The organism is Thomasclavelia saccharogumia DSM 17460, from assembly GCF_000686665.1.
GTDB classification, from domain to species: domain Bacteria; phylum Bacillota_I; class Bacilli_A; order Erysipelotrichales; family Coprobacillaceae; genus Thomasclavelia; species Thomasclavelia saccharogumia.
On sequence record NZ_JMLH01000018.1, the window covers coordinates 1 to 14,589 of the forward strand.

The 14,589-nt window shown below is 28.2% G+C and carries 13 protein-coding genes; 8 read left to right on the top strand and 5 right to left on the bottom strand.

All coding sequences use genetic code 11. The features are described from left to right. The coding region (gene tnpA / locus BR82_RS15205; protein WP_034864229.1) for an IS66 family insertion sequence element accessory protein TnpA at nt 1–260 on the bottom strand (260 nt) is incomplete at its 3' end. A 342-nt stretch (nt 261–602) separates the two neighbouring features. Then, on the bottom strand, nt 603–926 hold the full coding sequence (locus tag BR82_RS0105585; RefSeq protein ID WP_034864231.1) for a PTS sugar transporter subunit IIB: 324 nt from the start codon (nt 924–926) through the stop codon (nt 603–605). 299 nt (nt 927–1,225) lie between these two features. Between BR82_RS0105585 and BR82_RS0105590 the strand changes: the two genes are divergently transcribed. Further along, on the top strand, nt 1,226–3,226 hold the full coding sequence (locus tag BR82_RS0105590) for a penicillin-binding transpeptidase domain-containing protein (protein ID WP_027089393.1): 2,001 nt from the start codon (nt 1,226–1,228) through the stop codon (nt 3,224–3,226). A gap of 16 nt (nt 3,227–3,242) precedes the next feature. Here BR82_RS0105590 and BR82_RS0105595 read toward each other — a convergent pair whose 3' ends face one another. From BR82_RS0105595 to BR82_RS16295, 3 genes are all read right to left on the bottom strand, one after another. Beyond that, on the bottom strand, nt 3,243–4,823 hold the full coding sequence (locus BR82_RS0105595; protein ID WP_027089394.1) for an FAD-dependent oxidoreductase: 1,581 nt from the start codon (nt 4,821–4,823) through the stop codon (nt 3,243–3,245). Beyond that, complete coding sequence (ahpC, locus tag BR82_RS0105600) at nt 4,823–5,386, bottom strand: alkyl hydroperoxide reductase subunit C (protein WP_027089395.1); 564 nt, start codon at nt 5,384–5,386, stop codon at nt 4,823–4,825. The genes BR82_RS0105595 and ahpC overlap by 1 nt, the downstream gene beginning before the upstream one ends. 192 nt (nt 5,387–5,578) lie before the next feature. Next, complete coding sequence (locus tag BR82_RS16295; RefSeq protein WP_051592753.1) at nt 5,579–5,911, bottom strand: helix-turn-helix domain-containing protein; 333 nt, start codon at nt 5,909–5,911, stop codon at nt 5,579–5,581. 299 nt (nt 5,912–6,210) lie between these two features. On the opposite strand from BR82_RS16295, the gene BR82_RS0105610 reads away from it, so the two are divergent. Genes BR82_RS0105610 through BR82_RS0105640 form a run of 7 tightly spaced genes read left to right on the top strand, consistent with a single transcriptional unit; the run spans nt 6,211 to nt 14,588 of the window. Beyond that, on the top strand, nt 6,211–7,272 hold the full coding sequence (locus BR82_RS0105610; RefSeq protein WP_027089396.1) for a P-loop NTPase family protein: 1,062 nt from the start codon (nt 6,211–6,213) through the stop codon (nt 7,270–7,272). Between the two features lie 7 nt (nt 7,273–7,279). Continuing rightward, entirely contained in the window at nt 7,280–8,518 is a 1,239-nt protein-coding gene (locus BR82_RS0105615; RefSeq protein ID WP_027089397.1) for a CpaF family protein, read from the top strand. Between the two features lie 10 nt (nt 8,519–8,528). Continuing rightward, a complete protein-coding gene (locus tag BR82_RS0105620; protein ID WP_027089398.1) occupies nt 8,529–9,317 on the top strand; it encodes a type II secretion system F family protein in 789 nt (262 codons plus the stop codon). Between the two features lie 3 nt (nt 9,318–9,320). After that, the gene (locus BR82_RS0105625; RefSeq protein WP_027089399.1) at nt 9,321–10,190 is read left to right on the top strand and encodes a type II secretion system F family protein; all 870 of its coding nucleotides are present in this window, start codon (nt 9,321–9,323) and stop codon (nt 10,188–10,190) included. Nucleotides 10,191–10,205: 15 nt separating this feature from the next. Next, nucleotides 10,206–10,418: a Flp1 family type IVb pilin gene (locus BR82_RS15215; protein ID WP_034864239.1), complete on the top strand. Its 213-nt coding sequence runs from the start codon at nt 10,206–10,208 to the stop codon at nt 10,416–10,418. A 29-nt stretch (nt 10,419–10,447) separates the two neighbouring features. Beyond that, a complete protein-coding gene (locus BR82_RS0105635) occupies nt 10,448–11,140 on the top strand; it encodes a TadE/TadG family type IV pilus assembly protein (protein WP_027089400.1) in 693 nt (230 codons plus the stop codon). Between the two features lie 13 nt (nt 11,141–11,153). Next, nucleotides 11,154–14,588, top strand: coding sequence for a DUF5702 domain-containing protein (locus BR82_RS0105640; RefSeq protein WP_027089401.1), 3,435 nt, complete (start codon nt 11,154–11,156; stop codon nt 14,586–14,588). The last annotated feature ends 1 nt before the right edge of the window (nt 14,589 follow it).

Consider the following 14,589-nt stretch of genomic DNA (forward strand, 5'->3'; position numbering starts at 1 on the left):
AGAGCTTCGTCAAAACACAGATCAACATCATTAACGGTAATAGAAATATTTTTATTTACTTCAGTGACTGCCACAGGTGTGAAAAGGTCATTATCATTTTTTACAGTTTTAGAGTAGTCAGGATAGATGATTTTTCGCCACTTATAGAAACATGATTCATTGATGGAATGCTCAGCACACCATCTTATTACTGTTTCACCAGATGAATAACATTCATCAATGATTGATTTCCAGTATTGCTTCCGTTGTTCTTTTGTCATATTAACACCTCCACTTATTGATGACTCTATTATTATATATTGAGATATTTTTTATTGTTAGGTGTATGGTATTTGACGCTTACATTTATACACGCCTATTTCAGAAGAAAAAAAAGAAGAAGTAGCTGAACTGAAAATATTGGCTTAAATTTGGAGTAAATCAGAAGATAGACAATGAAAAACAGTGTAAAATCAACATTTTCGAGCAGATATAAATATTGTTCAGAAATAACAACCAGATTCAATCAATAATAACGTTTTACGCTTTTAGCGTAAGTTGTAAGCATATTTTTAATTTAAAAAAATTCATAAAATAATAAAAAAGACCTTGAATAGGTCTTTTTAAATAACACAATGTTCAGCCATTCTTGCAAAAGCACGATCAAGTACGTATTTAGCATCAGCATTTGCATATGCCCCCATACCAATTTTTTCTACTGGACAATCAACTAGTTTTTCAACCATATAGGATTTAAAATATGTAAAAGGGCTAAGAAAAATAATATCAGCATCTTTGGCTATTTCATAAATATTTTGGATAGGATAGGCATAAATTTCGCATTCAATAGAATCTTTTTTGGAAGTTTCTTTCATTTTGTCTACTAAAAAATCATTGGTAATAGTTATATCATGAAACATATCGCATAATAATACAATTTTCTTCATATCATTTAACCCCTTTCTATAATCGAATATATTATATGCACAAAATCCAAATTACAACAAAATAAAATTTTTTATTAGTATAGCATTTGATTAAATAATTGTAAATATTTAAAAAAAGGTTTATGACATATGTAATATAAATAAATTACATTTGATCATCAATAAATCATAGAAAATTAAATTTTTAAATTACTATAATATTTTTTACTAATTTAATTATATTTATACTATATAGTTAAGGATAAAATGTGCTAGAATATATATGCATAATTTTAAGGTATAGAGAAAGAGGGAGAAAAATGAATTTAGCAGAAAGAAAGAAGAAAGTTATATTTATCGGAGTAATTAGTATTTTAATTATTATTGGATTAGTATTCTTTTTTCTAAATAAAAAAGAAGATGCAGGCGCGTTAGTCGAAGACTATTATGCATATTTAGCCAAAAAAGATTATAAAAAAATGTATGCGATGCTAACAAAAGGTTCTTTAGCACAAACCTCACAAGATGTATTTGAAAGTCGATATGAAAACATTTATGACGGTATCGAAGCTAAAAATATTAAAGTTAAAATTAATGAAGTTGAAGATGGGGAAGTTGATTATACTTTATCAATGGATACTGTTGCAGGAAAAGTAAGCTATGATAATAAAACTACAGTGCAAGATGGTGAAATTGTCTTTAATGAAAAAATGTTATTTGATGGAATTGAAGGAGAAAATAAAGTTAGAGTTTTAACTGATGAAGCGAGTCGTGGAAAAATCTTGGATCGTAATGATAAAGAACTAGCAACTATTGGTGAAGCATATTCTGTAGGTTTAGTACCGGGTAAATTAAATGGTGAAAGTGATTATCAGGCCATAGGGAATCTTTTAAATATGTCAGTAGATAGTATTCAAAAAATTATGAGCGCTTCATGGATCAAGGATGATTCTTTTGTACCATTAAAAGAAATAGCTAAAGATGATGCCGGAAGAGCTTTAGCTAATCAGTTATTAACGATAAAAGGAGTAAAACTTAATACGGCTTATGTACGTTATTATCCTTATGGAGAAATTACTTCTCATTTGACTGGTTATTTACAACAAGTTAATGCTGATGATCTAGAGAAGCATGAAGGTGAAGGATATAGTGAAACTTCATTAATTGGACGAAGTGGAATTGAAGCTGCTTATGAAAGTGATTTAAAAGGCAGTGATGGTAAAAAGATCGTTATTGTTGATAAAGATGGTAAAGAAATAAAAACGATTGCAAGTAAGGAAGTTAAAAATGGAAAAGATATCAAATTAACAATTGACGTTGATTTACAAAAGGATCTATATAATGAATATCAAAATGATAAAAGTGCTTCAGTAGCAATGAATCCTGAAACTGGTGAAATCTTAGCTCTAGTTTCAACCCCATCATTTTCAAGCAATGATTTTATTTTAGGATTTAGTAGTGATGAATGGGATGCTTTAAATAATGATGTAAATAAACCTCTAACGAATCGGTTTCGAACAACTTATGTACCTGGTTCAAGTATGAAACCAATTACTGGAGCTATTGGTTTAGATGCTGAAGCAATTGATCCTGATAAAGATTTAGGGGCTAAAGATAAATGGCAAAAAGATTCTAGCTGGGGTAATTATTATGTAACTACTTTACATGCGCCAACTCCTAATAATTTAAAGAATGCAATTATTTATTCTGATAATGTTTATTTTGCAAGAACTGCAGTTGAAATTGGGAAAGATAAGTTAATTGCGGGATATGATAAATTGAAAATAGGTGATAAAATTCCTTTTGAATTAGCATTAAATAAATCACAGTATCAAAATGAAGATAGTAAGTTTAATGATCAGCAGTTAGCTGACAGCGGTTATGGACAAGGTGAATTATTAATTAATCCTGTTCAATTAGCATCAATTTATAGTGCTTTTATTAATGAAGGAACAATTACTCAGCCATATCTAATTATGGATGAAAAACCAGAAAAACCATGGATTGAATCTGCATTTACAAAAGAAACAGCTAATACGATCAAGGAGGCTTTAATTGGAGTCATCAGTGATCCTAATGGAACTGGGCATGCTATTTATCACGAAAATATTGAATTAGCAGGGAAAACAGGGACAGCAGAAATCAAGGCATCGCAAAGTGATACAACAGGAACAGAGTTAGGATGGTTTACGATTACTACAACTAATAGCGATAATCCTATTTTAATAACAACAATGGTTGAAGATGTAAAAGATCGTGGTGGCAGTGGTTATGTCGTTGAACATATGAAAACGCCATTAGGAAATTATTTAGTAAAATAGCCAGTCATAAGACTGGCTATTTAATGATATCGATAATTTCATTAATATCTTTTTTACCAAAATAAACATCTTTATCATTTATAATCATACAAGGAACAGACATAACATTATACTGTTCTTTTAATTTTGGATAATGAGCTAAATCATACATTGAAGCTGTAATATTTTTGTTTTGACTGGCAATTCTTTGAGTTGCCATAACTACATCAGGACACATTGTACAAGATAGGGAAACAAGTACTTTAATATCAATTTTGTTATTAATGTTATTGATCGTATCAATGAGTTCTTTATCTAAAGGCTGTTTAGGACCAGCCGTGTTATAAATTGCAATAATGAATGAATTAAATTCATGACCGCCAGGAACTGCATGGAAAGAAACATTTAGATAATTATCATCTTCATCATAAAAGTCCATTGCTGGTTCGCCCTCTAATAATTGGTAAGATATGCGATCACTTAAAGATGAGAATTCTTCTATAAATAATTTTATTTCATTACTAAATGTAGAGTTATCAAGAGAACATTTTATTACTAAATTTCTTTCTAATTTGCTAAAAATTTGTGTTAACTGCTGTTTTATTTCCTTGGAAATAAAATCATCACTATTTTCTACAAATGTTTTATCAACGTGAGCTGTTGGCTTTTTAGTTTTTAAACCATATTTAGAAATAATTTTAGGAATATATTTTTCTAAAGCTGTAGCACTAGTAGCTCCATCGCTTACAGCAGTAACAACCTGACGCAATTCTTTGACACATACATCACCAGCTCCATAAACTCCATCAAGATTAGTTTTTTGATTTTGATCAACAACCAAATTATTTGTTTCATTTAATTTAACCTGATCTTTGAATAAAGCAGTTGCTGGTTCATAGCCGGCAAAAACAAAAATTCCAAAAGTATCATCAGTTTCATAAGTCCATGTTTCATTAGTCTTGTTATTTTTAAAAATAGCTTTTTTTAAACTAACATCACCACTGGCTTCAACAATTTCTGTATTGTAGTGAATATCAATGTTTGGATGATCCTTAGCTTTTTGGGCAACTCCTTTAGCACAAGTAAAATCATCTTCACGAACGATGATTGTTACTTTGCGACCATACTTAGTTAAAAAGACAGCTTCTTCAGCGGCAGCAAAACCGCCACCGATTACAAAAATGTCTTTTCCGCTGAAAAATTCACCATCACAAGTTGCGCAGTATGCAACACCTCGGCCCTGGTATTCTTTTTCACCAGTAAAACCTAATTTACGAGGATGGCTACCCGTCGCTAGAATGACACCAGCACTTTTAAAAGTTCCTTTATCACAAATAATTTCTTTAATATCATTTTCCAATTTAACTTGTTTGACATTTGCAATCATAAATTCAGCACCAAAACTTTGGGCCTGCTTTTTCATGTTATCTGTTAATTCTTGACCACTGGTTTTAAATACACCAGGATAATTTACTACTTCTGAAGTAATTGTAATCTGTCCACCAATTTTTTCTTTTTCAATGACTAAAACTGAAAATTTTGCTCTAGCTAGATATATTGCTGCTGACAGTCCCGCAGGACCGCCACCAACAATAATAGCATCATAAAAATTATTCATTAAATTAATCCTACTAAATCTAATGATGGTTTAAGTGTAGCTTCACCAGGTTTCCATTTAGCTGGACAAACTTCATCGCCATGTTCATAAACAAATTGAGAAGCTTGAACGCGTCTAAATAACTCTTCGGCATTTCTACCTACATTACCAGCAATCACTTCATACATAACAATTTTACCTTCAGGATTGATAATGAAACTTCCACGTTCTGCTAAACCATCAGCTTCGATATATACATCTAGATCTTTAGCTAATTTAGCAGTTGGATCAGCTAACATTGGATAATTAATTTTTTTGATTGTTTTTGAAGTATCATGCCATGCTTTATGAACAAAGTGTGTATCACATGATACTGAATAAATTTCACAATTAATTTTTTTAAATTCTTCATATTTGTTTGCTAAATCCTCAAGTTCAGTAGGACAAACAAAAGTAAAATCTGCAGGATAGAAAAATAGAACATTCCATTTTCCTAATAAATCTTCTTTTTTAATTGTTTTAAATTCACCTTTATGAAAGGCTTGAGCTTCAAATTCTGTAATTTCTTTTCCAATTAATGACATATAATTTCTCCTTTTCTACATAAATATTTTTAACCTGTTATTAAATTATTATTACGGTTATTTAATTAATTTTAGTTAGCTATAACTAACTAATTGCATACTAACATAGAAAAAAGATAAAAACAAATAATATGCTCACAAGAAAATAAAAAAAGAATCACTGTAATGATTCTTTTAAATAATAGTCATATTTTAACTATTTTTATTAATAATAAAATCAATGATAACATTTAATAATTCAATATCTTCACTATTTTTTTGTGCTAAGATAGCAAGATTCTTGTTTATTTTATCAATAGAATGTTTAGATACTTTTTGAAATTCATGAGATAAGATATCATCAGAAGTTATACCTAAGGCATTTACAATTTTTATAAGTACTTCTAAACTTAACTTACTTTGTGCTCTTTCAATCTTGCCTAAATAATTAGGCGTAATATCAGCTTTGTAAGCTAGTTCTTCAATTGTTAGATTTTGTTTTAATCTTTCTTTTCTAATATTATTTCCAAGTTTAGTATAGTCCATTTAATCATCTCCAAATTATATACATAATACCTAGAAAATTATTAAATATAAAGTTACTATAAGTCCTAAAAAGGACTAATAAGTACTTTAGAGCCATAATTATTTCTATATAAAAGAATTTATTATTAAGATAACTTTTATATAAATTAAAATTAAAAATATGATATAAAAATGCGAATTATTAAATTTATGTTTGATTAGTTTGGAAATAAGTAAAAATAAAATAATTACTATAAGTCCTAAAAGTTGACAATTAGTCCTTTAACTAGTAAGATATAGATATAAATTGGGGTGATTATGTGAAAATAAAAATTGCGTTATTGGATAATGATCAGGGGTACTTGAATAAAATATCAGCTGCTCTAAAAAATAAATATGAGCATAAGTTAGAATTATATATTTTTACTTCTAAACAAAACTTATTAAATTCTGTAGATTTAAATAGTATACACATATTAATTGTAAATAATCAAATATTTGATTTACGAGAGATAAATGATGTTAACATTGCTAAAATATATTTTAGTGAAACTAAAGAAATTAATAAAATTGATAATTTTGAAACAATTACTAAATTTCAAAAGATCAGTGAATTTTATGAAAGAATAAAAAATATATATGAAAGCCATTTTGATATTGCTATGACTGCAAATAGTACATTTAAGGGACAAACTAAATTAATAACTTATACATCATATAGTGGGGGAACGGGAACATCAACAATAGCTATTAGTGAAGCTGTTTCTAAAGCTGCTGCTGGTGCTAAAGTTTTATATTTAAATTTAGAATATTTTGATACCACTGATATTTATTTTGAAAGTAGTGAAAATAGCAGTTTTAGTAATGTAGTGTTTTTAATTAAGAAGGATAGCCTTGATTTAGTATCAAAATTAGAAAAAGTATTGATCCAACATAAAACAGGAGTGTTTTATTGTTCTTCACCAGCTATCTTATTAGATAAACTAGAGATAAATAATGTTAAAGATATTCATAAATTATTTGATGCTCTTAAACAAATAGGATTTGACTATATAATTATTGATCGTAATATAGATTTTTCATTGGTAGAAAAGTTTATTTTTGAATCAAGTAATGATTTGAGATTTGTTGTCGATGGTAGTAAAACAAGCAATCATAAATTCTTAAAATTAATAAATTCTTTATCTTTGATCGATGAAAGAGAAGAAACGAATGTATGTCAAAAAATTAGTGTAATTTATAATAAAATGAGTTCGTCATCTAATAATATTATTCAAAATAAGAAAATACCTGTTTTAGCTATGATTAATAAATATAAGACATATGATGATAAAATGATCATTAATGAAATAGTTGCAAATAATTTTTTAACTAATATATAAGGTTAGTATGCGAGAAGAGTATAAAAATGAAATCATAGCTAAAATCAAGGATATATTATTTAAAGAATACTCGCTTAAAGATTTTTCAGATGATTTATTACAAGAAAAAATTAGTGAACTTTTATTGGAAATAACTGGTAATACATATATTTCAATTCAAGAACAAGTTGATTTGATTGATCGTGTGTATAGTTCGATTAGAGGATTGGGAATTTTAGATTCAATAATCAGTGATGATAGTATTACTGAGGTAATGATAAATGGACATGAAAATATTTTTATTGAAAAAAATGGGAGATTAATAAAAATTAATGAGAAATTTGAATCTGAAGAACGATTGGAAGATATAATTCAAAAAATTGTGGGATTAGCAGGTAGAGAAGTAAATCAGGCTAATCCAATTGTTGATACACGATTACCTGATGGTTCTCGTGTTAATGTAGTTTTACCGCCAATTTCTTTAAGTGGACCAATCGTTACAATTAGAAAATTTTCTAAGACACCAATGACAATGGAACAATTAATAAAATTTGGATCAATAACACCAGAAATAGCGAAAATTTTAGAATGTTTAGTAAAAGCAAAATATAATATTTTTGTTTCTGGTGGTACTGGTTCTGGAAAAACAACGTTTTTAAATGCTTTATCTAATTATATTCCTAAGGGAGAAAGAATTATAACTATAGAAGATTCCGCGGAATTACAGCTTGCCGGGATAGACAATTTAGTCAGTCTTGAAACTAGAAATGCTAATACAACAGGTGCGGGAGCAGTAAGTATTAGGGATTTGATAAAGTCATCATTAAGGATGCGTCCAGAAAGAATCATTGTTGGAGAGGTAAGAGGACCAGAAGCTTTAGATATGCTTCAAGCAATGAATACTGGACATGATGGATCCTTATCTACAGGACATGCAAATTCAACTCATGATATGCTTAGTCGTTTGGAAACGATGGTTTTGACTGGCTCAGAAGGATTGCCGTTAGATGCAGTAAGACAACAGATTGCATCGTCTTTAGATATTATTATTCATTTATCAAGATTACGAGATCATTCAAGAAAAACGATGGAAATTAGTGAAGTATTAGGATACGAAAAGGGAGAGATAGTTTTAAATCCAATTTATCAGTTTATTGAAGATGATAAAACAACTTTGGAAAAAGTATCAGGAAGATTATTAAGAACTACTAATGAATTTAAAAATACACATAAATTAAAACTAGCGGGATTTAATATAAAAATTTAGGGGAAGAACAATGATATTTAAAAGAGAAGAATATGAATTGATCAACGGGATTTATACAGATGCAATTGATTATGATTATATCGCTATGGGTATAAAAGAGAAGTTTATTGGCTTTTTTATTGGTTTTCTACTTGCTTTTTTAGCTATCCAAATATTTTTTTCAATAGCGATCATTAGTTTTATTGTTGCGATATTTTTTGGATTTAAAGGAATACCAATCTATAAAAAATATCTTATTGAAAAAAGAAAGAAAAAATTATTATTAGAATTTAGAGATTTATTAGATTCATTAAATAACTCATTGGCTGCAGGTGATAATGTTACAGATTCATTTAATAATGCTTTGCAGGATATGATCAATCAGCATGGTGAAAGCGCATACATAAGTGAGGAGGTCAATATTATTGTAGGCGGCTTGCGTAATAATATTGTTATAGAAAAATTATTAGAAAATTTTGCAGCTAGAAGTCATTTAGATGATATAAAAGATTTTTGTGATACTTTCTGTACTTGTATTAGATTAGGTGGAAATTTGAAAATAATCATCAATGACTGTAAAGAAATCATTACCCAAAAAATCGATATAGAATTAGAAATTAATACAATTATTGCTGGAAATAAAAATCAGTTGAACATAATCATCGTAATGCCATTTGCTATTATTGCAATGATGCAATCAATGGGATTTGATGCTATTATGGCATTTAATTTCACAACAATTTTGACTAAAGCAGTAGCTTTAATAATTTTTATCTTTGCATACCGAATAGGTTTGAAAATTATTAAGATAGAGGTGTAAAAGATGACAGTAAGATTAAAGACGGCAATATTGATAATAGGGATACTATTCACACTATTTTGGTTTTATTTAATGATTATTTCTAGAGGAAAATATAATGAACAGATTGCGGATATTGATAGTGAGGAGTATTTTTTACCAGGATTATTTCAAATTGGCTTTAGTGTGATTGAAAGATTTGGATTAGATTTACATAGTACATATTTTCAGAAAAAATTAAAAAATTTAATTGAAGTAAAGGGAGAACAAGACGCAGAATATTTTTTATATGTTAATGTTGCGGGGCAAATTTCATATTTTCTTACCATCGCTCCAATTGGAATGATGGTTTCAATAATAGCTGATAGCATTGAGATTGCAATTTTAGCATTAGTATGTGGATTAATATTAGGATATTACATTGATTATTCTGTTTTGGAAGCAGTAAATAATCGTCATGATAATTTATTAAAAGATTTGCCGACTGTATTATCTAAAATGGCTTTATTGATTAATGCAGGACTCATTTTAAAAGATGCTTGGGCAAAAATAGCTTCTAATAATGATCGAGAACTTTATTTAGAAATGCAGAAAGCTGAATATGAAATGAATAATGGATTTTCGACTCATGATGCTTTAGCAAATTTTTCAAATCGATGTAATGTAAAAGAGATAAAGAAATTTATTTCAGTGATTGAACAAAATTTAGAAAAAGGGAGTGGTGAATTAGCCAAGTCATTAAGAGAGTTATCAGAGGAAAGCTGGAATGAAAAGAAACAGCGAACTATTCAAAAGGGAGCAGCTGCTGATTCAAAGTTATTAATTCCTACGGGAATAATTTTTATGGGAGTTTTAATTGTTATTATCGTCCCATTATTTACAAATATGTTTTAAAGAAGGAGAAAGAAAATGTTTACATATTTAGAAATGAAGAAATTTTTATTAAAAGAAAAATTAAATAATTTTTTTGAAGATGAAAGAGGTGCAGCCGATATTGTTGCCGTGATTCTAATTATTGTTATTGCAGTAGCAATTGCCTGGGTATTTAAGGATAGAATTATGGAATTGATCAATAATTTATTTAATCAAATTGGTGATACTAGTGGTTTAGGATCACACTAAACAAATGAATAATATTAAGGAGGGCTTTTATGAAAGTAGTTGGACAATTAAAAAAAGAAAAAGGAGCAGCTACGATTGTAGAAGCTTCTATTGTAATGCCAATCGTTTTTTTCATTGTCTGTTTTCTATTTATTATGGGCTATTACCAGTTAGAAATAGCTACTTTGCAATCTCGTGCGGATCGAGTAGCTGATGTTGCTAGCAGAATAATGGTTCAAGCTGGTTATTTAAAATATGGTGAAGTTGAAACTAATAAAATAGATTTTGAATCAATAAATAATTTTGATGCTGCGTTAATTAAAGATATTTTTCAAGATTTAGATCCTTATCGTTATTGGGGAATTGGGGAAAGAAAGCTGGATGGAAATGTTAGTATAAAGTTAGAAAATATTATGAAAAAAAAGGCATATTTTGATACTGAGGCAAGCATTACTAACATAGAAATAAAACCCAAGTTGAATATGTTATCAAATAAAGTAGAAGTTATTGTTACTAGTAAAGTTAAGTTACCAGGTTTTTTTAACTTTTTAGGCTTACCAACTGAAATAAATAAACAATTTACATCTGTTGCATATGTTAATGATTGCTCAGAATTTCTAAGAAATGCAGATATTGTATTTGATTTAGGGAAATTTTTAGCTGAAAAATGCAAAGTATCTGATAACGCAGAAGATGTAATCAATAAGATCATAGAACAATTTTCATTTTTAAATTTTGAGTAAAGGGGTGAAAAAAGTGAATTTTTTAATAAAAAAATGTCGAGGTGGTGTAACCGTATTTTTGATTATCATTATGCTGCCATCATTTATGTTTGGTGGCTATGTATTTGACGCAGCTAGGTTAGATGCCGCTAAAACAATAGTCACAAGTTCAGGAGATCTAGTTTTAAATGCTTTGTTATCAGAATTTCATGATGAACTTTATGATGATTATGGCTTATTGGCAACCAAAACTGATCCAAGCAGTTTTACGAGTCAGGCAGAAATGTATTTCAATAATAATTTAGAAAGTTCTTCAATGATTCAAGGGAGTGATTCAGTATCTTTAAATATTATAAATGGCTTTAAAAATTTTATGAATAACTCTGATTCCCAGGAATTTGATAATCTAATTAAAATCAGTGCTATTAATGATTTAAAGATCACAGGTGCTAATGAATCACAAATAACTAATCCTGATGTTATGAAAAACCAGATTATTGAATATATGAAATATCGTGGGCCGGTCAGTTTAGCTTCAGGATTGCTTACAAAGCTAAAAACACTAGGGGATATTGATAAACAAGCTGAAGCAATAAATAAAAAAGTTGAATATGAAGATAAATTGAATGAAATTGGGAAAAGTTGTGAAGAAGCATATAAAAAAATAAACGAATATAATACAGAAGTTACTGATCCTCCAATAGATACGATGGTAGATATTTTGAAAAATATAAATGGTACGCAAATGGATTATATATGTAGAATTTTATATATTCAAAATAAAAGTGATAATAAAGTTACTAAATATGCAAAAGATAAATTGAATAGCAGTGATAAATCAAATTTAACATCATATTCTCAAGATCACTTATATAGTTATATAGAAAAATATTTAGGTAATTCAAATGAAAGCAGTGAATTAAATGCAATTAAAAGCAGTTTATCTAATGCTCTGGCATTAAAAAATGAAAACTCTGATGCTTATCCAGAAACAATGTACAATGCTGTTAAGGCTTTAGAAAAAAAATATAGTTCTTATAATAAATTATATTATTATTGCACACAATATTGTAAAAATTATGAAGAAGAATTAGAGCAAAATAGTCAGGATGAAGACTTCGAAGAAGATGAAGAAGATAGAGAAAAGTATGAAAAAGTAAATGACTTTAAGCAAAATTTTGCTGATGAAAATACTGTTATTTATCAAATTCAAAATAATAAAGTTACAGATTATAGTTCTAAAATAGATGAAAAATTTTCTACAATTTCAGCTAATGTTAATAAAGTCGATGGACGACTTACAATGATCGATTATAAATTAGGTGAAGTAAAGAAAAAATTAGAGACAGTTGAAAAAAAGTTAAAAAAAGCTGAGGAGGCTAAAAATAACTATAAGAATGCTATCGATAATTTAGCTCAAAGTGAATATAAAGTAGCAATGGAAGCAGAATATAAGAGTAGCGCTAGAAACTTAGATGAAAAAAACTTAAAAACTTTACAAAATACGATAACCAAATATCGAGAATACGTTGAAAGTTTTAAACAAAGGATTTTAGATGGGGGAACTTTTTATGGTAAGAACTTATCTAAAGCGATAAAATCATCTTCTCTATCAATTGAACCAGACACAAAGGAATCTGATATAAAAAAGAATTTTGTTAAATATAAATTAACTAATTTATCAGGAAGTAAAGCAGTAGTAATTGATGAAAAAGATAAATTTTATAAATATTTAAAAAGTATCTGTAAAGATACTGGTGGTGAAGAAAGCCAAAAGAGTAAACTTGATAATGTTTTAAAAAATGCAAAACCACCAAAAGAAGATAATCCACTCAATAATGGTAATAGTTCAATTAGTTCAGCTAATGGTTATGGCAGCAGTACTACTAGTAGTGAAAAAGTTAGTAATTTTGAGGCTGGTAATTTTGATAAAAATAAAACTGCAAGTAAGTTTATGAATTATTTTAATAGTATGGGATCATATTTAAAATCAATTACTAATCTTAAAAATATTTTTAATGGTGAAAATAGTCGCGATACTTTATACATGTCAGAATATATAACAGAAATGTTTAGTTATTACACAATTAATAAAGATGAAAAAAATCTTGCGGGAAAAGAGGTAAGTGCTAATCCTTTTTATCGAAGTGAAGTTGAATATATTTTATGTGGCATGGATACGCCTCAGGAAAATATAGATGCGATAAAATCTAAATTGTTTACAACGCGCTTTGTACTTAATTTACTTTATGCTTTTACAGATACAGATATCAATACTTTTGCAAGAAATACAGCTGCTGCAATTTCTGGTTCAATGCCATTTATGATTCCGGTAGTAAGAACGATTATAGTTTGTGGATTTGCTCTTGGCGAAAGTACGATCGACGTAAAAGAACTGATGGCGGGTAATGATGTGGCGTTTTTAAAAACTAACGATACTTTTATGTTTAAACCTGATAAATTTGGACAAGAGGTTATAGACTATGCAAAAGAAGAAGTAATAAAAGCTACAGAAGGGGGAATCGATGATATTACAAGTACTGTTCTAGGAATTTCTAGTAATGGAATTGATAGTATTGGTAGTAGTTTAAATACATATATTGATAAAGTAAGCTCAGATATTGTTCAAAATATCGAAAGTACTATCTCTTCAGCTCTATTTGCAAAAGCTGAACAAATTATTTGTGACTATCAAGAATCAACAGAAGCAGAAATTGAGGCACAATTAAATAACATTTTAAGTGAGATAAAAAATAGCAATCTTGGCAGTAATATAAGTGATAGGGTAAAAGATAATATATTTTCTTTAATACCTATAAAAACAATATCAGAAAAAATATTAACAACAAAAAAAGAATATCTTGATGAAAAAATTGATTTATCAAAAGCATTAGAAGATGTAAATAATCAAATTAAACTTATGATAGAAAATATGAGTGGAAATATAACTGATTTAGTAAAAGAAAATATATCAGGAGTAAGTGAAGAATTAAAAAACCAGATTCAAGAAATAGCTGATAATTATAGTGATGATTTTAAATCTGCGGCAACCGAAGAAATTAATAAAGCATTTGATAAATTTAATCAGTCAATTTCATCAAATACTACAGATACATCAAAAAAAGGAAATAGTTCAGCTGGGGCTGGTTTTACGATGAACTATAAAGAGTATTTAAAATTATTTGTATTATTACAAAATTTTGATAACAGTGATAAAAATTCTCAACGTGATGCAATGTTACAACGAACAGCAAATTTAATTGGCATTAATTTGAATAAAAACGATAAATCAAGTAATGACCTTGCCAAGATGTATACAATTATTTCTATAGGTGGTAATGTCGAAGTAGAAACTACTTTTTTAAATATACCAATTATCGAAAATGAAAAAGGACAAAAAGACTTTGATTTTAAAAATATAAGTGAAAAATCAAAAAAATTAAATTATGAAAGTGTAAGAGGATATTAAG

Coding starts and splice junctions, on each gene's coding strand:
- BR82_RS0105590 (WP_027089393.1), top strand. CDS start 1,226: ATGAATTTAGCAGAAAGAAAGAAGAAAGTTATATTTATCGGAGTAATT.
- ahpC (WP_027089395.1), bottom strand. CDS start 5,386: ATGTCATTAATTGGAAAAGAAATTACAGAATTTGAAGCTCAAGCCTTT.
- BR82_RS0105625 (WP_027089399.1), top strand. CDS start 9,321: ATGACAGTAAGATTAAAGACGGCAATATTGATAATAGGGATACTATTC.
- BR82_RS0105585 (WP_034864231.1), bottom strand. CDS start 926: ATGAAGAAAATTGTATTATTATGCGATATGTTTCATGATATAACTATT.
- BR82_RS15215 (WP_034864239.1), top strand. CDS start 10,206: ATGTTTACATATTTAGAAATGAAGAAATTTTTATTAAAAGAAAAATTA.
- BR82_RS0105635 (WP_027089400.1), top strand. CDS start 10,448: ATGAAAGTAGTTGGACAATTAAAAAAAGAAAAAGGAGCAGCTACGATT.
- BR82_RS0105620 (WP_027089398.1), top strand. CDS start 8,529: ATGATATTTAAAAGAGAAGAATATGAATTGATCAACGGGATTTATACA.
- BR82_RS16295 (WP_051592753.1), bottom strand. CDS start 5,911: ATGGACTATACTAAACTTGGAAATAATATTAGAAAAGAAAGATTAAAA.
- BR82_RS0105615 (WP_027089397.1), top strand. CDS start 7,280: ATGCGAGAAGAGTATAAAAATGAAATCATAGCTAAAATCAAGGATATA.
- BR82_RS0105595 (WP_027089394.1), bottom strand. CDS start 4,823: ATGAATAATTTTTATGATGCTATTATTGTTGGTGGCGGTCCTGCGGGA.